Source organism: Rubellimicrobium arenae, from assembly GCF_017916275.1.
Lineage (GTDB): Bacteria > Pseudomonadota > Alphaproteobacteria > Rhodobacterales > Rhodobacteraceae > Rubellimicrobium > Rubellimicrobium arenae.
Genome location: NZ_JAFMST010000022.1, coordinates 1 through 21,020, shown reverse-complemented (window position 1 = coordinate 21,020; position 21,020 = coordinate 1). Strand labels below are relative to the sequence as shown.

The 21,020-nt window shown below is 69.1% G+C and carries 17 protein-coding genes; 9 read left to right on the top strand and 8 right to left on the bottom strand.

Translation table 11 applies throughout. From position 1 onward, the window contains the following. Positions 1-393: 393 nt before the first annotated feature. From J3P31_RS20850 to J3P31_RS21525, 4 genes are all read left to right on the top strand, one after another. Positions 394-1,401 carry an ABC transporter substrate-binding protein gene (locus tag J3P31_RS20850; protein WP_210530459.1) on the top strand — a complete coding sequence of 336 codons (1,008 nt, stop codon included), beginning with the start codon at positions 394-396 and terminating at the stop codon, positions 1,399-1,401. Between the two features lie 49 nt (positions 1,402-1,450). Next, complete coding sequence (locus J3P31_RS20845) at positions 1,451-2,236, top strand: ABC transporter ATP-binding protein (protein ID WP_210530458.1); 786 nt, start codon at positions 1,451-1,453, stop codon at positions 2,234-2,236. Next, entirely contained in the window at positions 2,236-2,994 is a 759-nt protein-coding gene (locus tag J3P31_RS20840; RefSeq protein ID WP_210530457.1) for an ABC transporter permease, read from the top strand. Before J3P31_RS20845 ends, J3P31_RS20840 begins: the two co-directional genes overlap by 1 nt. A gap of 200 nt (positions 2,995-3,194) precedes the next feature. Continuing rightward, complete coding sequence (locus tag J3P31_RS21525) at positions 3,195-4,304, top strand: globin-coupled sensor protein (protein WP_246849732.1); 1,110 nt, start codon at positions 3,195-3,197, stop codon at positions 4,302-4,304. Between the two features lie 127 nt (positions 4,305-4,431). On the opposite strand, the gene J3P31_RS20830 is transcribed toward J3P31_RS21525, so the two are convergent. The 4 genes from J3P31_RS20830 to J3P31_RS20815 form a co-directional block, all read right to left on the bottom strand. Beyond that, positions 4,432-5,466: a zinc-binding alcohol dehydrogenase family protein gene (locus tag J3P31_RS20830; RefSeq protein ID WP_246849731.1), complete on the bottom strand. Its 1,035-nt coding sequence runs from the start codon at positions 5,464-5,466 to the stop codon at positions 4,432-4,434. Continuing rightward, positions 5,463-6,236, bottom strand: coding sequence for an ATP-binding cassette domain-containing protein (locus J3P31_RS20825; RefSeq protein WP_210530461.1), 774 nt, complete (start codon positions 6,234-6,236; stop codon positions 5,463-5,465). Before J3P31_RS20825 ends, J3P31_RS20830 begins: the two co-directional genes overlap by 4 nt. Before the next feature lie 146 nt (positions 6,237-6,382). Further along, entirely contained in the window at positions 6,383-7,324 is a 942-nt protein-coding gene (locus J3P31_RS20820; protein WP_210530456.1) for an ABC transporter substrate-binding protein, read from the bottom strand. Positions 7,325-7,363: 39 nt separating this feature from the next. Next, positions 7,364-8,395 (bottom strand): ABC transporter permease, encoded by a 1,032-nt coding sequence (locus tag J3P31_RS20815; protein WP_246849730.1) that lies wholly within the window; start codon positions 8,393-8,395, stop codon positions 7,364-7,366. A 150-nt stretch (positions 8,396-8,545) separates the two neighbouring features. On the opposite strand from J3P31_RS20815, the gene J3P31_RS20810 reads away from it, so the two are divergent. After that, on the top strand, positions 8,546-9,448 hold the full coding sequence (locus J3P31_RS20810; protein ID WP_210530455.1) for a GntR family transcriptional regulator: 903 nt from the start codon (positions 8,546-8,548) through the stop codon (positions 9,446-9,448). 2 nt (positions 9,449-9,450) lie between these two features. Here the strand turns inward: J3P31_RS20810 and J3P31_RS20805 are convergent, their stop codons facing one another. Together J3P31_RS20805 and J3P31_RS20800 are read right to left on the bottom strand one after the other, a co-directional pair. Next, positions 9,451-10,386, bottom strand: a complete 936-nt coding sequence (locus tag J3P31_RS20805) for an aldo/keto reductase (protein ID WP_210530454.1) — start codon at positions 10,384-10,386, stop codon at positions 9,451-9,453. After that, entirely contained in the window at positions 10,383-11,471 is a 1,089-nt protein-coding gene (locus J3P31_RS20800) for a mannitol dehydrogenase family protein (RefSeq protein ID WP_210530453.1), read from the bottom strand. The genes J3P31_RS20805 and J3P31_RS20800 overlap by 4 nt, the downstream gene beginning before the upstream one ends. A 368-nt stretch (positions 11,472-11,839) precedes the next feature. Here J3P31_RS20800 and J3P31_RS20795 point away from each other — a divergent pair, with 368 nt between their 5' ends. Both J3P31_RS20795 and J3P31_RS20790 read left to right on the top strand, forming a co-directional pair. Next, positions 11,840-14,635, top strand: a complete 2,796-nt coding sequence (locus J3P31_RS20795; protein ID WP_210530452.1) for a calcium-binding protein — start codon at positions 11,840-11,842, stop codon at positions 14,633-14,635. A gap of 182 nt (positions 14,636-14,817) precedes the next feature. Next, positions 14,818-15,240, top strand: coding sequence for a globin domain-containing protein (locus J3P31_RS20790; protein ID WP_210530451.1), 423 nt, complete (start codon positions 14,818-14,820; stop codon positions 15,238-15,240). Positions 15,241-15,246: 6 nt separating this feature from the next. On the opposite strand, the gene J3P31_RS20785 is transcribed toward J3P31_RS20790, so the two are convergent. Continuing rightward, positions 15,247-15,927 (bottom strand): response regulator transcription factor, encoded by a 681-nt coding sequence (locus J3P31_RS20785; RefSeq protein WP_210530450.1) that lies wholly within the window; start codon positions 15,925-15,927, stop codon positions 15,247-15,249. A gap of 101 nt (positions 15,928-16,028) precedes the next feature. On the opposite strand from J3P31_RS20785, the gene J3P31_RS20780 reads away from it, so the two are divergent. Beyond that, on the top strand, positions 16,029-16,763 hold the full coding sequence (locus tag J3P31_RS20780) for a response regulator transcription factor (protein ID WP_210530449.1): 735 nt from the start codon (positions 16,029-16,031) through the stop codon (positions 16,761-16,763). Then, positions 16,760-19,861 carry a PAS domain S-box protein gene (locus J3P31_RS20775; RefSeq protein WP_210530448.1) on the top strand — a complete coding sequence of 1,034 codons (3,102 nt, stop codon included), beginning with the start codon at positions 16,760-16,762 and terminating at the stop codon, positions 19,859-19,861. The genes J3P31_RS20780 and J3P31_RS20775 overlap by 4 nt, the downstream gene beginning before the upstream one ends. A 436-nt stretch (positions 19,862-20,297) precedes the next feature. On the opposite strand, the gene J3P31_RS20770 is transcribed toward J3P31_RS20775, so the two are convergent. Beyond that, positions 20,298-21,020: IS110 family RNA-guided transposase (locus tag J3P31_RS20770; protein ID WP_210530447.1), on the bottom strand; the 723-nt coding region annotated here is incomplete at its 5' end.

Below are 21,020 nucleotides of genomic sequence, written 5' to 3'. Positions count from 1 at the left end.
GACGCGGGCGCGGGGGCAGGCGCGGAGGCCGAAGCCGGGACCAGCCCGTGACCGGACCCGGCCGGGCCGGGCCGCCCAGGGGGGCGGCCTGACCAGCCGGGGCTGGCGCCAGGACGCCAGCGCCCTGCGCGGGCAAGGTTCCACCAAGGCTGCGCGGACACGCGGGCGACAAGGTGCCCCTTGGTTGCGGCCCCTTTGGCGGTTCCATGCCCAAGGCTGGCGTGGGCGGGCCCAGGCGGGAAACGCCTCATCATTAATCATCTTGCGATAGAATGATCCGCGATTAAGCATCGAGCCCGACTTCGATCGGCCGGTGGCGCGGCGTGCCTCCCTTTTCTGCCCAGGCCTGGGCCAATCGCGCGCATCGCTTCAGGGACCTCAGGGGAGTCCGTCATGTTCCAGCGCATCGTCACCACCGCCGTGGCCACCCTCATCCTCGGCGGCGCGGCCGCGGCCCAGACCGCCGTGCCCTTCGCCCTCGACTGGAAGTTCGAGGGACCCGCCGCCCCCTACTTCCTGTCCATCGACAACGGCCATTTCACCGAAGCGGGGCTGGAGGTGGAGATCACCGAAGGCAACGGCTCGCTGGACGCCATCCCCAAGGTGGCGACGGGCGCCTTTCCCGTGGGCTTTGCGGACATCAACTCGCTGATGCGGTTCCTCGATCAGAATCCCGGCGCCCCGGTGACGGCGGTCATGATGATCTACGACAAGCCCCCCTTCGCCGTCGTCGGCCGCAAGTCCCTGGGCGTCGAGACGCCCGCCGACCTGACGGGCAAGACCCTGGGCGCGCCGCCGCCGGACGGGGCCTGGGCGCAGTTCCCCATCTTCGCCGCCGAGAACGGGCTCGACATGGACCAGATCACCGTGGAGCCCGTGGGCTTCCCCGTGCGCGAGCCGATGCTGGCCGACGGGCAGGTGCAGGCGATCACCGGCTTTTCCTTCACCTCGACCCTCAATACCGAGCGCCTGGGCGTGCCGGCGGACGACATCTCGGTCATGCTGATGGCCGACTACGGGGTGGCGCTCTACGGCAATGCGATTATCGTGAACACCGCCTGGGCCGAGGCGAACCCCGAGCTGCTGACCGGCTTCCTGGGGGCCGTGGCCGACGGCTGGAAGGACGCCATCGCCAATCCCGAGGCCGCCGTCCAGGCCCTGCTGGACCGAAACCCCGCCGCCGACCCGGGGCTCGAACAGCGGCGGCTCCAGCTGGCGATCGACGCCAACGTCCTGACCCCCTGGGTTCGGGAGCACGGGATGGGCAACATCGATCCCGTGCGCATGGCCACCGCCATCGAGCAGACGAAGTCGGTCTACACCTTTGCCGGGACGCCGGACGCCGCGCTCTACTTCGACCCGAAATACCTGCCGACCGACGGCAGCCTGATGCTGCAATGATCCGGCGCGGGGCCGGCGACGGCTCCGCCCCCCTCGCAAGGCTGCGCCCATGAACCTGATCGACATCAAGGGCGTGACCCACGCCTACCGGACCCCCTCGGGTCCCCTGCCCGTCCTCGACAACCTCGAGATCGGCGTTCCCGAGGGCACCTTCGCCGCCGTCGTGGGGCCGTCCGGCTGCGGCAAGTCCACGCTCACCCGCCTCGTGGCCGGGCTGATGACGCCCGACCGGGGCGAGGTCTGGCTGCACGGCGAGCGCGTGCGCTCCCCCCGCAAGACTGTGGGCATGGCCTTCCAGAACCCGGTCCTGCTGGAATGGCGCACGATCCTCGACAACGTCATCCTGCCCTTGGAGATCGTGGCGCCCCGGATGCCGCGCGCCCATCGCATCGCCCGGGCGGAGGAACTGCTGGCGTTGGTCGGCCTGTCGGGCTTCGAGGGCAAGAAGCCGTCCGAGCTGTCGGGCGGGATGCGCCAGCGCGCGTCGCTCTGCCGCGCCATCGTCCACAGGCCCGAGGTGCTCATCATGGACGAGCCCTTCGGCGCGCTGGACAACTTCACGCGCGAGGACCTGTGGCAGACGATGCGGGACCTGCGCGCCAAGGAGCCCTTCACTTGCGTCCTCATCACCCATGACCTGCGCGAGAGCGTGTTCCTGGGTGATCAGGTGGTCGTCCTGTCGGGCCGCCCGGCGCGGACGCAACGCGTGCTGCCCGTGACCCTGCCCGCCGACCGGACCATCGACATCCTTTACACGCCCGAGGCCGTGGACCTGCTCCATGTCCTGCGGGACGAGATCCGCATCGCCCAGGGCCGTGACGGAGGCACGCACTGATGGTCCGTCGCATCGGCGTGCCCGTGCTCGCCATCCTGGCGTTCCTGGCGCTCTGGGAATTGGTGGTCTGGTGGAACGGCTGGCCCAACTACGTGATGGCGTCGCCGTCCGACCTTCCAGCCGCCTATGCCCGGTTCTGGAACCTGTTCCTGGTCGGCGCCTGGCAGACGCTCTGGCGCACGGTGGCGGGTCTCGCCCTTGCGGTGGTGTTCGGGACGATCCTGGGCATGGTCATGGGCTTTTCACGCATTGCGCGGGATGCGCTTTATCCCCTGCTGGTGGGCTTCAACGCCATTCCCAAGGCGACCCTGGTCCCGGTGCTGGCGCTGCTGTTCATCGGGCAGCACGATTTCAATACCGTGCTGATGGCGTTCCTGATCTCGTTCTTTCCGATCGCCGTCTCGGTGAGCATCGGGCTTTCGACGCTGGAGCCGGAATACCGCGACATCCTGCGCGCCCTGGGGGCGAGCCGTTTCACCATCTTCCGGAAGATCGCCCTTCCCAAGACGCTGCCCGAGTTCTTCGGCGCGCTCAAGGTCGCGGTCACGCTCGCCTTCATCGGCACCAACCTCGTGGAGATCGTGTCGCCGCATGGACGGGGGCTCGGGGCGCTGTTCCAGTCCGGGGCGACCAATGGCGACTACCCCCTGATGTTCGCCGTGCTCATCGCCCTGGCGGCCTTGGGCATCGCGCTGTATTATGCGGTCGTCGCACTGGAGCGCGTCTTTGCCGGCTGGGCGGAGCGCGACATCACCTGACCCGGGCGCGGCCGGGATTCGGCCGTTCTCCGGCGCCCGGCTTCGGTCAACCTTCCAGGAACGCCAGAGGGTGGCCATTAAGATCAAGCTTTATCGGTATTGGCTGGCGGATTCAGGAACTCTTCATTCCTAAGACCCACTGGATTGATGGACGTTCAATCCTGTGGGGGGAGTTTCCGAAAATGTCGTCCGAACCGAGCTTGACCGAGCGCCTGGATTTCCTGCGCGTCGCGTCCCATGAAACCGGCGTCATCCGCCAGCATGTGCCAAAGCTTCGAGGGGCGATCGGCCGGGCGCTGGAGGTGTTCTACGACCATATCCGCGCATTCCCGGCCACGGCGGGGTTCTTCCCGCCCGGCGCCTCGATCGAAAAGACCAAGAACTCCCAAGCGGCCCATTGGGAGCATCTCCTGAACGGCAATCTTGATTCCACCTATCTCGCGAAAGCCCGCCTGATCGGCCAGACCCACGCCCGGATCGGCCTCGAGCCGCAGTGGTACATGGGCGGCTGTGCCCTCGTGCTGCGCCTCATGATCACCGAGGCGCTTCCGGAGATGCTCAAGGGGTCGCCCTGGAACCGGCGCGCCCGGGAACGGCAGGTGGCGTCCGCCATCGGGATGTTGGTCTCCCTGGCCATCCTGGACATGGAACTGGCCATCTCGACCTATATCGAGGCCGTCGAGCAGGAGCGCGATGCGTCCGACACCGCCCGGGCCAAGCTGTCGAGCGCCATCGAACGGCTCTCGTCCGCCATGGAGCAGATGACCGGGAGCCTTGGCCAGACCGCCGAAAGCGCTCTTCAGACCGAGCAGATCGCTGGCGGGGCGGCGGAGGGCGCCGAGGTGAACAAGCGGGCCGTCGATCAGACCACGGCGTCGATGCGCATGGTGGCCGACCGCATCCGGATCGTGCAGGACATCGCGCGCCAGACGGATCTGCTGGCTCTCAATGCCGCCATCGAGGCCGCGCGGGCGGGCGAGGCCGGGGCCGGCTTCACCGTCGTGGCCAGCGAGATCCGGAAGCTGGCCGAACGGTCGAGCCTGGCGGCGAAGGACATGCAATCCATGACCGAGGATGCCGTGCGGATCGCGGAACATGGGGGCAGGCAGATGTCCGACCTGCTTCCCAGCATCCGGCAGATCTCGGATCTCGTGTCGGCGGTCTCGGCGGCCTGCCGGGAGCAGTCGGCCGGCGCCCTCCAGATCCATGAGGTGATCCAGGAACTGGATCGGATGCGGACCGGCGACGGGGCGGCGCAGGCCCGGGTCTCGTCGAGGGCCACCGATGGCCAGCTGCGCCTGGCCTCCTGACGACGCCTCGGGATCGTCCGGACGCGGCCCTGCCGTTGGCCTGGCAGGAGCCGGCATATCGGGGCCGCGCCTGCACCGCCCCGTGAGCGCGGCCCGCTGTCAATCAGGCGGGCGCTCAGGTGGGTGCTCAGGGCCGGACGATCGCCTTGATGAGCGTGGTCCGGTTCTGGGCCAGTTGCGCGAACCGATCCGCGAACTCCGCCAGGTCGAGCACCTCCGAGCACAGGGCACCGCTGTCGACGGCCCCCGAGCGCAGGGCCTCCATCACCTGATCGAAGTCCTCCTTCAGGGCGTTGCGGCTGCCGATCAGCCGCATCTCCCGCTTGTGGAACTCCGGGTCCTCGAAGGTGATGGCGTCGCGCACGACGCTGACCAGGACATAGCTCCCGCCATGGGCCACCAGCGGGAAACCGGCTTCGATGGCCCGCGCGTTGCCGGTGGCGTCGAACACGGCGTCGAACCCGTCCACGAGCTCGCCGCTCAGGAGCGGCTGGCCGACCAGGTGGGTCCGTTCGAAGCCGAAGCGCGCGGTGGCCAGGGCCAGCCGCTCCGCACTGACGTCCAGAAGGTGGACCTCGGCGCCGGCCAGGCGGGCGAACAGCGCCGCCCCGAGCCCGATCGGTCCAACCCCGGTCACCAGCACCCGATCGCCCGGACCGAGGCCGGAGCGGCGCACCGCATGGGCTCCGATGGCCAGGAACTCGACCATGGCGGCCTGGATCGGGGAAAGGCCGTCGGCGGCGTAGAGATTCCCGGCCGGAACCGCGATGCGCCCGCAAAGCCCGCCGTCGCGGTGAACGCCCAGGACCTCGATCCGCTGGCAGCAGTTGGGCTTGCCGCGCCGACAGGCCCGGCAGGCGCCGCAGGCGATGTAGGGATTGATCACCACGAGCTGGCCCTTGGCCCATCCTTCGGCTGCCTCGGCCACGGTGGCGCTGAGCTCGTGTCCAATGACACGCGGATAGGCCAGGTAGGGGTGCTTGCCTTCAAGGATGTGGTAGTCGGTGCCGCAGATGCCCACGGCGGCGATATCGACCAGGACATGGCCCGGCGGGGCGACCTGGGGCACCTCCCTCTCGACCAGGGCGAACCGCCCCGGCTCGAGGCAGGTGCCCGACAGCATGGTCGCACTGGAAAGGACGGGGGCCGTTTCGGTGGTCATTGCACGGTCTCCGCGCGGGCCGGATGTCCAGCCCCGTTGCGGGGTCGCCAGCCGTCCGGCAGCGCCCCCTTGATGATCAGGCTCAGCACGTCGTCCTTGGTCACTTCCTCGATCCGGTGGGAGCCGACGACGGTGCCACGGCTCATCACGACGATCCGGTCGCACAGATCGAAGACGTCGTGCAGGTCGTGGCTGACGAGGAAGATGCCGATCCCCTGCCGCTTGAGCCGCCGGATCAGGTCCCCGACCATCGCGGTCTCGGACGGGCCCAGGGCGGCCGTCGGCTCGTCCATGATCAGGATGTTCACGTTGAAGTAGATCGCGCGGGCAATGGCGATCACCTGCCGTTGCCCCCCCGACAGCCGCGCCACGGGATCGTTCAGGTTCCGGAAGTTGGGATTGAGCCCGCGCAGCGCCTCGGCGGCCTCGCGCATCATGCGGGCGTCGTCCAGGTTGCCGAAGCGGGTCTTCAGCTCCCGGCCCAGGAACAGGTTGGCCGGCGCGTTCAGGTGGTCGGCCAGCGCGAGCGTCTGGTAGATGGTCTCGATCCCGTGGCCGCGCGCATCCTGGGGCGACGCGATCTGCACCTCCTGTCCCCGCACGCGGATGCGGCCCTCGTTGGGGATCATCGCGCCGGACAGGATGCGCATCAGGCAGGACTTGCCCGCGCCGTTGTGGCCCAGCACGCCCACGACCTCGCCGGGATAAAGGTCCAGCGACACGCCATTCACGGCGCGTACGCCGCCGAAGTGCTTCTCGATGCCGATCATCTCGACGAGCGGGCGGTCGACGGCGGGGGCCGTGGCGGGGGCCTGTGCGGGGGACTGGGCGGGATGGGCTGCGATCACGTGGCGGGCTCCGGTTGAGGGTCGGCCGGCCGGTCGGCGCAGGGCGCCGCTCCGGCCGGCCTTGGCGATCAGTACAGCACGTTCTGTGCTTCGGGCGCCTCGATGTTGTCCTTGGTCACCATGACGACGCCGGTGTCGATCATGGGCTCGACGGACTTGCCCGCCAGGAGGTCGAGGACCGCCTGCACCCCAAGCTGCCCCATCTGGAAGGACCCCTGGACGGCGGTCGCCTCGAGGACGCCGCTGCGGACCATGTCCTGAAGGTCGGCATTGCCGTCGAAGCCGATCGCGGTGAGCGTGCCCACCCGGCCCGCCTGCTCGATCGCGCGCCCCATGCCGATGGCCGTGGGCTCGTTGGCGCCGAAGATCCCGACGAGGTCGGGGTTGGCGGCCAGGACGTCCGTGGTCTGGTTCAGCGCCGTCGCCATCTGGCTCTGCGAGTAGAAGGGACCGACGACCTCGAGGTTCGAATGCGCCTTCAGGTAATCGACGAAGCCGCCGACGCGCCCGATCTCGGAGCCGACGCCCGCGACGTAGGACATGACGGCGACCTTGCCCTCGGTGCCGGCCTTGTCGATCATCATCTGGGCGGCCAGCTCGCCGGCGGCCTTGTTGTCGGTCGACAGGAACGCCTGGTAGGTGCCTTCGGCCCCCTCGCCCAGGGCGCTGTCGATGATGGCGACGGGGATCCCGGATTCGAAGGCGCGCTTGACCGAGGGCGCCAGGGCGTCGGGATCGGACGGGGCCAGGACGATGCCCGCCACGCCGCGGTTGATCGCGTTCTCGACCATGTCCACTTGGTCGGCGATGTCGGATTCGGCGGCGGGGCCGTCGAAGGTCATGGTGTGCTCGGACTGGCCCGCGATGGTGGCGCCGGCCCCGCGGTTCACGTTCTGCCAGAAGTTCGAGTTCGTGGTCTTCACGATGACCGCGATCTCCCCGGCCATGAGCGCCATGGGGGATACGGCAAGCGCACCGGCCGCCAACGCCGCCTTGAACATCGTTTTCATGAAGGTCCTCCCTGGATGTGGATCAGTGAAACGGCGCGTTCAGCGCCTGTTGCGAAGCTGGTCGACGTAGACCGCTCCGATGACGACGAAGCCGATGACGATCTGCTGGATGAAGGACGACACGCCCGCCATGTTCAGGCCGTTGCGCAGGACGCCGATGATGAAGGCGCCGATCATCGTCCCCGAGATGTTGCCCACGCCGCCCATGAGGGAGGCGCCGCCGATCACCGCCGCCGCGATGGCGTCGAGTTCGGCCATGACGCCCTCGTTCGGCTGCACGGTGATGAGGCGGGACATCAGGACCATCCCGGCCAACCCCGCGAGCCCCCCCGAGAGGGCATAGGCGGCGATCTTGGTGCGGTCGACGTTCACGCCCGACAGCCGCGCCGCATCCTCGTTGGAGCCGACGGCGTAGATGTGCCGCCCCAGCTGCCGCCGCCGCAGCAGGTAGGCGGCCACCCCGGCCACCAGCAGCAGCAGGAGCGCGGGATAGGGGATGCCCGGGAAGATCACGCGGGGGAAGCCGTTCTCCCGCATCTCGACCACCCGGAAGAGCGCGCCGTTGCCAAGGAGCCCGAAGGTCTCGCCCAGCCGCGAGATCGGCGCGGCTCCGGTCAGTTGCAGCGCGATGCCGCGGGCGATCAGCATCATGCCCAGGGTGGCCACGAAGGGGGTGATCCGCATCTTGGTGATGACGAGGCCGTTGACCAGCCCGCAAAGCGCCCCCGTCATCACGCCCAGGCCCATGGCGGGCACCACCGGCAGGCCCGCCTGGATCAGGAGACCGCAGACGGTCCCCGACAGGGCCAGGACCGATCCGACCGAAAGGTCGATCCCGCCGGTGATGATCACCAGCGTCATCCCGATGCCGAGCAGCCCGATGATCGAGGTCTGGAGCAGGACGGTCAGTCCGTTGTTGACCGACAGGAACGCCGGGCTCAGGACGCTGAACGCCGCGATGAGCGCAAGGAGCGTGACTAGGGCCGCCAGCTTCTGGGCCAGCCGGGATGCCACGGCGAAGCCGCTTTGGCGGCCCATCGCTTCGGAGCCGACCTTTTCGACATGTGACAAGGCCACCCTCCCGCAGTCACGCCAGCCAGTATTTTATCATTAAAGTCTGGCTAGCAGGCGCTCTTGACTCGCGTCAATGGTTTTTAATATTTCCGAACATAAGCACCGCCCCGAAGGGAAGATCGGGACGGCCCATGCGGGAGAGTTGGCGTGGCGCGAACGGATGCGCGGTTCCGCGAGGCGTTCAATGGCCTCCTCGACCTTTGCAGCGGGCTTGCGCCCGGCGACTCCCTGCCTTCCGAAGCGATGCTCGCGGAGCGGATGAACGTCAGCCGGACGATCGTCCGCAGCGCGCTGGGCGACCTCGATGAACGGGGCATCGTCCGCTGGGAGGGCAGGTCCAAGACGCTGGTGCGGCTGCCCGACCGGGCGGACCGGATCGAGTTGCGCGGCGAGGGCGTGAACCTGCAGGAGCTGGAAACGCGGTTCCTCGACTGGATCCTGCGGTTCGACGTGCCGGCCGACACGCCCCTCAACATCACGCAACTGGCCCGGCAGTTCGGAGTGACGCCCTACACGCTGCAGGAGTTCCTGTCCGGCTGGTCGCGGTTCGGGCTGGTCCAGAGGCGGCCGCGCGGCGGCTGGCTGCTGCTGGGCTTCACCCTCGACTACGCGGTGGAGCTGTCGGATTTTCGGGCCGTCCTCGAGATCGACGCCGTGCGCCACCTCGTGGCGCTGCCGCAGGATCATCCGGTGTGGCCGACCCTGGACACTCTCCGGGCGAGCCACCGCGCCCTGCTCGAGCGTGTCGAGACCCATTTCCACGACTTCTCGAAGCTGGACGAGCAGTTTCATTCGACGGTCACCGGCGTCGTGCGCAACCGCTTCGTCGTGGAGTTCCAGAAGGTCGTCTCGCTGATCTTCCACTACCATTTCCAGTGGGACAAGACGGACGAGCGCCAGCGCAACGAGGCCGCGATCCGCGAGCATCTCGAATGGATCGAGGCGATGCAGCGGCGGGACGAGGCTGCGGCCGTCGCGGCGGCGCGGACGCATCTGGCCACCTCGAAGCTCACCCTCCTGTCGTCCCTTCGCGGGCACAACCTCGCCTGAGATCAGGCGGCGACCATGGCGAGGTTGCGCTCCAGCGAGGATACCTTGGCCGTGCCCAGGAGGACCGAGGCCGCCGCCGGGTGGTCCAGGGCAAAACGCAGCGCCGCCTCGGCCAGCGAACGCCCCTGCGCCGCGGCCTCCCGCTCCAGCGCCGCGACCCGGTCCATCACGTCCTGGGGCGCGGGAGCATAGTCGTAGGTCGCGCCGGGCACGGCCCCCGTCGCGAGGATGCCCGAGTTGAAGATGCCGCCCAGGACCAGGCTCGTCCCGGCTCGCCGGCAGGCGGGAACGAGATCCTGTTCCGCCGAGCGGTCGAGCAGGGTGAGCCGCCCGGCCAGCAGGATCACGTCGAGCCGCGCCTGGGCCATGATGTCGAGGCAGACCTGCGTCTCGTTCACCCCGAGGCCGAAGGCCCGGATGCGCCCCTGCTCCCTGAGCCGACGGATCCGGTCCAGCCCCGATCCCATGAGGTCGGCCATGTGCCGCGCGTTCTCCGCCTCGCCGTGGGCGTAGCGGCCGATGTCGTGCACATAGACGATGTCGACCCGGGATGTGCCCAGACGCTCGCAGCTCTGCTCGAACGAGGCCTCGATCCCGTCGCCGCTGTAGTCGAAGCGCACGGCGTTCGGCAGCGGCTCCACGAAGCCGTCGGCCTCCTCGACGGCCGGGCCGGGCGACAGCAGACGGCCAACCTTGGTGGAGATGACGATCTCATCGCGAGGGCGTCCCCGCAGGAAGGCGCCGAGCCGCTGCTCGGACAGGCCGCGCCCATAATGGGGGGCCGTGTCGAAGTAGCGGATGCCCCGCGTCCAGGCGTGCTCCAGGACGGCCTGAGCTTCGGCCTCCTCCACCTTCCGGAACATGTTGCCGATGCCGGAGCAGCCGAAGGACAGGGCGGTGACGGACAGGTCCGTGCCGCCGATCGGATTGCGTTTCATGCCATCCCTCGGGCCAGGAGAGCCTCGAGCCGCGGCTTGGGCCGATCGTCGCCATGGCGCCGCACCCAGTCGAGGAAGGCGCCGGCCCGCCGCCGGATCTTCTCCTGGTGGTTCTCGGCGATGTCCGCGAACCTGTGATCGAGGAACGGGTTGACGAACCGCTCGAGCGTGGTGGCGACGTAGGCGCGCGCCTCGTCTTCCATCCCGGCTGCGGCGAAACCGGGGATGATCTCCGTCTCGTAAAGCTCCCGCAGCGCCGCCCCCTGTTCGCCCGTCACCGCCTCGCGCACCAGCGGGGGCACGCCGCCCCGGAGCCACGCCTCTGCCATGACGGTATGGCCCAGGTTCAGGATGTAGAGCTTCAGGGCCGCGACCGGCTCCAGCCGGTCCACCACCCGGACCGCCTCGTGGCGGCAGGGCACGATCAACCGCTCCTGCGCCTCGATCGCCCAAAGCCCATAAGGCTCGGCCACCGCGCCGGCAGGCTCCAGCGGCTCGGAGACGATGCGGTCCACGAGGGAGCTGACCCAGACGACCTCATGCTCGAGCCAGCTCCGGAAATCCCGGGACCGCCCCTGCGCGAGATCGAGCACCCGCGCCTTGAGCACGGCGCCGTTGTCGGTGATGAGTTCCAGCGGCATCACCTGGACCGGCGCCGGGTTGCCCTCGAACCGGGCCAGGAGCAGGTGCATGAGCTTGGCCGGATACGACATGCCCTGCTGGAAGCCGTCCGCCAGATCGGCGTCGGACGGCCGGTAGCCGGCATCCCCGGTGTTGGACAGAACGATCCGCACCTCGTTGCACATGATGCGGCAGATCTCGGGCCAGTCGGTCGCGGTCGACAGGGTGCGGGCCACGCTGCGGACCCTTTGCTCACGATCCACGGCGTGCCCATCCACAAGACCCCGGACGCGGACCGGGTATCCTTCCGGATGCGCCAGGGCCGCGAGCCGCGTGGCGCGGGCCGGATCGCCGGAGCTTTGCACGACCGTGACCGGCCCCTCGCCGGCCTCATGGAGATAAAGGTCGGCATGGGCCTGCAGGAAGCGGCTCGTGCCGAACTGGAGAATAGGTGTGACGGCCATGACCCCCTCCGAACGCCTACTGTTGGTTCTTTATTATTTTGCTCCAAGGGTCAACTCCCTCGGGACCGTCGCACACCGGGGCAGCGTCGCGCCTGCGACGGGGCGCTCTGCTCCGGGCGATGCGGCACGCCCGCGTCGCTGCCGGAACCCTGCCCTCGACCCTCCGCAGGGCCATGGGTTGCGCAGCATCCATGCATCCACCCCGGCGGCGCAGGAGGGCCGGATCATGGCAGGCCGTCCAAGCCGGGTTTGCAACAGCGCTGAAACATGCACGGCGCCTGGCCGTCGAGGATCAGAAACAATCGGCGGCCAAGGTGCGCTCCATCAGTTCGCAGGCATTTCGCCCCTGATATTTTGGAGACGACATTATGGCACAAACCCAGATCAAGCTGACGGCGGGCGTCACGACATGGACCGCCCCGGACGGCGACGATTATTTCGTGGTGGGAACCACGCTGGGCGACAAGATCACGACGAAGGGCGGGGACGACGTCCTCGACGGCGGCCTCGGCGACGACATCCTCGTCTCGGGCGACGGATCCGACATCGCCTATGGGGGGGCCGGGAACGACAAGATCGAGGTGGGCGCGCATGGCGCCTTCGTCGACACGGGCACGGCCACGGCCTATGGCGGCGAGGGCGACGATTCCCTGACGGCGTCCGGGCATGACGCCACTCTTTATGGCGGCACCGGAAACGACAGCCTCAGCTTCGTCGGGTCGAACGGCACCGGCTATGGCGAGGCGGGCAACGACAGCTTCTGGATCATCACCGACGGCACCTTCTATGGCGGCGAGGGCGACGACGAGTTCAATCTGGATGAGCGCATTCTCGACAACGACGCCACGGCCTATGGCGGCACCGGCAACGACACCTTCGACGTCAGCCCTGACAGCGAGTGGTATCCCGGCTCTACCCTGAACGCCGCCGGAGGCGCCGGCAACGACACCTACATCGGCGTCAGCGCCTATGCCGACAATCAGCTCCTGGTGACCGAGGCCGCGAACGAAGGCACCGATACGGTCGTCGTCCTGCTGGGCCAAAGCTACACCCTGACGGCGAACGTCGAGAACCTGAAGATCGACAGCCATGTCTGGGACGGCATCTTCTACGACACGCCCACGAGCATCGCCGCGCTGGCCGGCAACGAGCTCAACAACGTGATGACGGGCTCGTTCCGAGGCGAGACGATGCGTGGCCAGGCCGGACAGGACACGATCTCGGCGGAGGGCGGCAACGACGTCGTTTATGGAGGTTCCGGGCACGATATGCTGGACGGGGGGACCGGCGCGGACACCGTCTACGGCGACGGGGGCAACGACACGCTGATCGGCGGGGCGGGCGACCGGCTCGAGGGCGGCGCCGACGACGACACCTACGTCATCAACGCAGCCACCACGGTGGTCGTCGAGACCGCGACCGGCGGCATCGACACGGTCCGGTCGCAGATCAGCTACACGCTGGGCGCAGGCCTGGAGGATATCGTCCTCGTCAACAATGGCACGGCGACCAACGCGACCGGGAACGGGCTCGACAACATCATGACCGGGTCGGCCGCGGCCAACGTCATGGCGGGCCTGGGCGGGCGCGACTTCCTCTACGGCATGGGCGGCAACGACACGCTCAACGCCGGGGACGGCAACGACATCGTCCAGGGCGGCGACGGGCTGGACACGATCACCGGGGACGCCGGCAACGACATCCTGAACGGCGGGACGGGGCACGACTCGGTGCGCGGCGGCGCGGGCGTGGACTTCCTGGCCGGAGAGGATGGCAACGATTACCTGAACGGCGAAGCGGACGCCGACGACCTGTCGGGCGGCAAGGGCGACGACACCCTGGTCGGCATGGACGGCAACGACGCCATGGGCGGCGGGGACAACGCGGACTCGCTTTATGGCGGCAACGGCGACGATTCGATGAAGGGCGACGGCGGCAACGACTATCTCGACGGGGGCCTGGGCAACGACAAGCTGACGGGCGGCACGGGCAACGACACCTACATCGTCGACGCGGCCTCGGATGCGGTGACCGAGCTGTCGGGCGGCGGCACCGACGAGGTCCGCACCTGGACCACGAGCTACACGCTCGGCGCGCAGGTCGAGAACCTGATGAAGCTGGGATCCACGAACTTCCTCGGGATCGGCAACGCGCTCAACAACACGATCAGCGGCGGCAGCGGCAGCGACAGCCTTTGGGGCAAGGAGGGCCACGACGACCTGCGCGGCTACGAAGGCAACGACGTGCTCATGGGCGACATCGGCAACGACGTGATCGAGGGCGGCAAAGGCACCGACACGATGGACGGCGGCGGCGGCACCGACACGCTGAGCTACGCCTCGAGCCTGGGGGGGGTCGGCATCAATCTCGCGGGCGGGATCGCAGTCAGCGGCGATGCGGCTGGTGACAAGATCTCCGGCTTCGAGAACGTCACCGGCAGCGGCGCTGGCGACCAGATCACCGGGGACGCGGGCGCGAACGCCCTCCTGGGCGGGGCGGGCGACGACTGGCTGGACGGCGGCGCGGGCGGCGATCTGCTCGATGGCGGGGCCGGAACCGATGGGGTGACCTACGCCACCTCCTCCGCAGGGGTCACGGTCGATCTCGATTATGTCTATGACCCGGACTTCGGAACCCATTACGGCTACGGCTTTTCCGGCAATGCGGCGGGCGACCAGCTCATCGGGATCGAAATGGTGCAAGGCTCGAAGTTCGACGACGTCGTCACTGGCGCGGCGAACGGCGGCTCGCTGATCGGGCTGGACGGCAACGACAAGCTGACGGGCCGCGATGCCATGGACACGCTTTTGGGCGGCAATGGCGGCGACACGCTGGACGGCGGCGGCGGGGCGGACAGGCTCGACGGCGGGGCCGGCAACGACAGGCTGACCGGCGGGACCGGCGACGACATCCTGACCGGCGGCGGGGGTTCGGACACCTTCATCTTCACGAGCGGCCTGGCGATCGACGGCCGGGAAACGATCACCGACTTCGAGGATGGCCTCGACACCCTGCGTCTCCAGTCGGCCTATGCGGACGACGTCTACTGGAACCCCACCGAGGGCGGGACCGAGCTGCACGTCGAGATGGGCGCGGGCGAGTTCGTCGTCTTCCTCAAGGGCGTGAGCAGCAACGACGTGATGGATCAGATCGACTTCGTCTGACCGCGCCCCTGCCCCGTCGGATGGCCCGCCCGGATTTCGGCGGGCCATCCCGCATCGATGGAGGCACAGCGGGAACGCCCGGAGGCCATCGACGCCCCGCGGACCTGCGGCCTCCCTTCCCTATCCCGGTTGTCGGCCCCACGTCGCGCGGCCACGGCCTGCCCCCCAACAGGAGAAGCATGATGACCCCGACCGATATCGCCCTCCTCCGGACCCAGTTCGCCGCGACCAAGGGCAAGGAGGACCTTTTCGCCAGTCTGTTCTATGCCCGTCTGTTCCGGATCGCGCCGGAGCTGCGGCCCCTCTTTGGACAGGACATCCACGTTCAGTCGCGCAAGCTCATGGCAGCGCTGGCATTGGCCGTGAACGGCCTGGATCGGCCCGAATCCCTCCGGCCCGCCCTGCATACCCTGGGCGCCCGGCACGCCGGCTACGGGGTCACCGCCGCGATGTTCGCGCCGGTCGGCCGGGCCATGCTCGACACGCTCGCGGACATGCTGGGGCCGGCCTTGGACGAACAGGCCCGGCAGGCGTGGCAGTCGGCCCTGGGGACCGTCGCGGCCATGATGACGGCCGGGCTGGCCGCCGCCCGCGAAGCGGCTTGACCCGGGTCAGTCGGTCCAGGGCGGCTCGTAGCGGTAGCCATGCCCCCTGACCGTGACGATCCGGTCGGTTCGGAGCTTTCGGCGCAGCCGCGCCACCCGCGTGTCCACCGAACGGTCGAGGGCCTCGCTCGACCCGGCCGGGGCGAGGTCGATCAGTTCATCCCGGCTGAGCACCCGGTGCGGGTGCGCGGCAAAGGCGCGGATCAGGGCCACCTCGCCCGGTGACAGCAGCTCGGTCCGCCCCCCTTCGATCAGGACGCGGGCGGCGGCCAGATCGGCGCAGGTTACCTCGAAGCCGACGAGCGATCGCGGCCGCCCGCGTCGCCGCTCCAGCACGGCCGCGGCACGGGCGGCCAGCTCGCGCGGGTCGACCGGCTTGGTGACGTAATCGTCCGCCCCCATCTCCAGGCCCACGATCCGATCCAGCGCCTGCTGGTTGCCGGTCAGGATGATGACGGGCGTGTCGCCGATCAGATCCGGGTCGCGCAGCAGGTCGAAGCCCGACCGGCCGGGCAGGTTGAGATCGAGGATCACGAGATCGGCCGGCCTCGCCCGGAGGGCCGCCTCGAGGGCGAAGCCATCGCTCGCCACCTCCGCCTCATGGCCCAGGTCGCTGAAGTACTCGGCCAGGGCCTCGACGAGGTCGGGCTCGTCGTCGGCGAAGATGATCCGGAAGCATTGCGGCATGCGGACCCTCCCAGGGGTTGGCGCGCAGGATTGTTGACCATGCGGAACCTGTCATGGTGTAACGGGCCACGAGCGCGCCGTCGATATCCGGACCTGCGTCCTTGACCTACACGATCGCCATCGCCGACGACGAAACGGATCTCCTCGAAGCGGTGGCGGAGTATTTCGAAGGCCATGGCTTCGATGTCCTGACCGCGACCGATGCGGTCGGGTTCCGGGCCATCGTGCAGGAGCGCGGGATCCACCTGGCCATCCTCGACATCGCGATGCCCGGCGAGGATGGCCTGTCGCTGGCCCGATGGCTCAGGCGCAGCAGCCGGGCGGGGATCATCTTCGCCTCGGCCTCCGGCAGCCCGATGGACCGGATCGTCGGGCTGGAGATCGGGGCCGACGATTACGTCAGCAAGCCCTACGACATGCGCGAGCTTCTGGCCCGCGTCCGGAGCCTGCTGCGCCGGCTCGACCAGGCGGCACCGGCCGCGACCACCGCGCCCCCGGGTGGGACCCTCCCGGCCAGCCGGCAGGTGCGGTTCGGTCCGTTCACGCTGGACCCGCAGGCCCGCCGCCTTCGTCACCGTGACGCCGGGGAGATCGACCTGACGGCTGCCGAATTCGAGCTCCTCGCGGCCCTGGGGTCCCGCCCGAACCGCATCCTGTCCCGCACGCGCCTGAACGAATTGCTGGGCCTGTCCAGCTCCGAGGCGGACTCGGACCGGCGCATCGACGTGCGCATGACCCGCCTCCGCCGCAAGATCGAGCCCGACCCGGACAGGCCGCGCTTCATCCGCACGATCCGGGGGGAGGGCTACGTCCTGTCCACGGACGACCCCGGATGACCAAGGGCCGGCCTGACGCGGGCGAGGCCGGGACACGCCTCCGCCGACGCGTCGCGGGGCTCACGCTGGCGGCGGCGATGCCCCTGCTCGCGGCGGTCGGCCTCCTGGGCTGGCGGGAATACGACCGCGCGCGGGCCGAGATCCTGCACGGCCTGTCCAGCGCCCAGCAGGTGCGGCGCGCGGGGCTGGAGCAGCTGGCCGAGGCGGTCGACACCCATGTCGAGGTGCTGCGCGCCTATGTCGAACGGCGCCTGGATCAGGACGACGAGCTGCCCGAATACCGGGGTCCCATCGACTGGCCCTCGGGCGGGGGCGCGGCCAATCCGGCGGGGGGGCTGATCCTGGCCGATCCCGCGCGCCTGACCGCCCCCGCCCGCCGGGAGATCTCGGCCGTCGCCACGATCTTCGCGCTGGCCGAGGCCACCCATGCGACCCGGCCTTTCCTGCGGTGGAGCTACTTCTTTTCCCAGACCCGCGAGTTCGTGGCCGTCTACCCCTGGGCGCCGCCGGGCCAGATGATCGATCCTGCGACCCCGACCGAAGCGCTGAAGTCCTATTTCGCCTACGACCTCTTCACGATGGGCGAGCCTGCGGGCGATCCCGACCGCGCATCCTACTGGACTCCGGTCTATGTAGACGCAGCCGGATCCGGCCTGATGGTGACCCATGCCGCCCCGGTCTGGAGCGGCGGACGGTTTCGGGGCGTCGTGGGAACCGACGTGCTCCTGTCCCACATCTCGACCTTCCTGGCCTCGTTCCCTGGCGGCCCCGGCACGGTCGCGGTGGTGGACCAGCAGGGCCACCTGATCGCCAGCCCCGAGGCCGGGCCGATCCCGACGGGAAACGTCGCCGCGCCGGATCAAAGCACCGATGGCTTCGTCGAGCTGGGGTCGGATCTGGTCTCCAGCGCCATGATCCAGGGAACCCCTTGGCGGCTGGTGACGACGATTCCGACGGCGCAGGTGCGCGAGCTCGCCGCCGCCCGGGTCATGCCCTTCGCGCTGCTGCTGGTCGGCATCCTGGCGAGCCTGGGCGCCGTCGTCGCCATCTTCAACCGGCAGTTCGTCGGCCCCGCCCTTGCGCTGGTCGACTTCGGTGCCAGCCCCACTGGCCAGGCGAGCTCCCGAACGATGCCGGCGGGCCTCCCGGGGCCGTTCCAGCCCCTGGCGCAACGTCTGCTCGAGGGCGCGCGCAGTCAGGCCGCACAGACCGCGCATCTGCGCGCGATGCTGGACGGGGTGCCGCTTCGCGTGGCCTATCTCGATGCGGGCCTCATCTACCGTGACGTGAACCGCGAGTTCCTGGAGTTCCTCGACCGGCCCCGGGCCGAGGTGATCGGCCACCATGTCCGCGACATCCTGGGGCCGCTGGTGGAGCGGGAGTACATGGCCGCAGCGCCCCGGATCGAGCGCGGCGAGATCAGCCGGTTCGAGGGCTGGATCGGTTACGCGGGCCAGGGCCGGCGTTTCGTCCAAGTGTCCATCCTGCCCTTCAGGGGCTCCGAGGAGGCCTTGCCCGGGTTCCTGACCTTCACGCGCGACCTGACCGACCTCAAGCAGGCGGAACAGGTCGCAGGCGACCACTTGGCCGCCCTGTCCGAGCGCGAGAACCGCTACAGGTCGGTCGTGGTCTCGGCCTTGGACGCGATCATCGTCATGGACGAGGATGGCACGACGCTGGAGTTCAACCCGGCGGCCGAGGCGATCTTCGGCTATCCGGCCGCAGAGGCGGTCGGGCGCAAGGTGTCCGACCTCATCGTGCCCCCGTCCGCGCGGGCCGCGCACAACGATGGCCTGAGCCGCTATCTCAAAGACGGGGAGCCGCATGTGATCGGCCACCGGATCGAGGTCGAGGGCCTGCGAAAGGACGGCACCCTTCTGCCAGTCGAACTCACGGTGACGGTCGTCCGCTCGGGGGAGCAGCGCATCTTCGTGTCCCACCTGCGCGACCTGACCGAGGCGAAGCGGCTGGAACGCGAGATGCAGGAGGGTCGCAACCGCCTGCATCAGGTGGAGAAGCTGTCCGCCATGGGCTCGCTCCTGGCCGGGGTGGCGCATGAGCTCAACAACCCCCTGGCCATCGTGGTGGCGCAGACGACCCTGCTGGCGGACAAGGCCCCCGACGCCACGACCCGCACGCGCGCCGAGCGCATCCGTGCCGCCGCCGACCGCTGCGGCCGGATCGTGAAAAGCTTTCTGGCCATGGCCCGCCAGAAGCCGCCCGAACGCGCCATCGTGGACCTGCGCGAGGTGATCCGCTCCGCCCAGGAGCTGGTGGCCTATGGCCTGCGTTCGGCCGGCGTCGAGGTCGAACTGCGACTGCCGGAAACGCCGCTCGAGGCGGATGTGGACAGGGATCTCCTGGGGCAGGTGTTCTCCAATCTCCTCATCAACGCCCAGCAGGCGCTCACGGCGAGGCCCCTGCCACGTCGCCTCCGGGTGTCGGCCGTCGCCGATGGGCCGGTGCTGCGCATCCGTGTGGAAGACAACGGCCCCGGCGTCCCCGAGGCCATGCGGGACCGTATCTTCGAACCTTACTTCACGACCAAGGCCGTCGAGGTGGGCACCGGCATTGGCCTGTCGATCTCCCGCAACGTCGTCGAGGCCCATGGAGGATCGATCATAGTCACCGATGGCGAACTTCCAGGCGCCTGCTTCGAAGTGAGGCTCCCCTCGGCGCGCGCCCCGAAGGCCGATCGACAGGAGGAGGACGCGCAGCAGCTACGGCATAGGGGCAGCCGGATCCTGGTCGTGGACGACGAGGCGGATGTGGCCGAAAGCCTGGCGGAGTTGCTGGAAACGCTGGATCACCGCGTCACGGTGGCCACCTCGTCGGAATCCGCCCTCGAACAGATCGACGCTGGACGGTTCGACGTGGTGTTCACGGACCTGCACATGCCGGGCCTGGACGGGACGGAGCTGGCCCTGCGGTCCTTGGCGTCGCGGCCGCAGTTGGCCGGTCGCGTGATCCTGATGACGGGCGACACCGTGACCGGCCCCGCTCAGGCTGCTGCGGCGGGCCTGCCGGGCCTCGTGGTGCTGGAGAAGCCATTCACCGCCGAAGAAGTCGCCGCGGTCATGCGATCGGTGATGGCCTGACCAGCGACCCGACACGGCCCGGCGGAGCGCCCCTGAAGGGCCCGGAGCCCCGACCGCTAGACCCTTGCCTGAGCGATGCCGACTCGGGCGGGCTCGGCTGCCCCCGGACGCCTGCGCCCCCACCGACAAGTGGCCACTACCTCCCTGCGCACCCACTCGTCAGAGCAGCCAGACCGGACGTGTGTGGACGCCCCTCTGGATGCAAGCAGGTTTTGGGCAGCGGTCGCGCATGTGGTCAGGCGCGCTCGTGCGTCCGGCCTCGAACTGCGGCAGGTCACACGCCGCGGGTCGGTATGGCGGTCTGCGGATCGGGACCATTTCGCTTACAGGCGCTTCGTCCGGAATGCTGGCTTCCCCGATCGGGTCTCGTGACCGCGTGCCCTTGCGCGGCCCTCGCCCTGCTCACATCCCCGACCTCATCCCGGCGACCGTGATGTCATGCCATCACGGCCGCCGGACCTCGATAGGTCTCTTCCTTGCGCATCATCGCCCAGGCCACGCGCGCCATGCGGTTGGCCAGCCCGACCGCCACCAGCATGCGCAGCTGCCTGGCCCGCATGCGCGCCAGCCAGGTCCCGTCGGGAGCGCCCTTGCGCGCCGCCCACCGGACCACCGCGACGGCGCCGATGATGAGCAAGCGGCAGGCATCGCGCTGTCCCATCCTGGTGGTCTTATCCAACCGCTCCTTGCCGCCGCTCGAATGCTGGCGCGGCCTCAGGCCGACCCAGGGGGCGAAGTCGCAGCCCTTGGCAAAGGTCTCCGGTGGCGGGGCAAAGGTGGTCAACGCGCTCGCCGCGATCACGCCGACGCCGGGGACCGTCAACAGGCGCCTGATCGCGGCATGTTGGCTGGCGCGCTGCCGCGACTGCGTCTCGATGTAGTCAATCTGGACCGTCAGCGCCGCAATCTGGGCGAGCAGAACGCGCGCCAGATCGACCACTGGTCCCGGCAGCGCGTCGGCGTCGCCCTTGACCGCCGCCGAGAGCCGACCGACATGAAGAAGGCCCGCCGGCGCGACGACGCCATACTCCGCCAGATGGCCCCGCAAGGCGTTGATGGTCTGCGTGCGCTGACGGACCAGCAGGTTGCGGCTGCTGTAGGCCATCGCCGCCGCTTGGCTCGGTTCCGTCTTCACCGCCACAAACCGCATCGTGGCCCG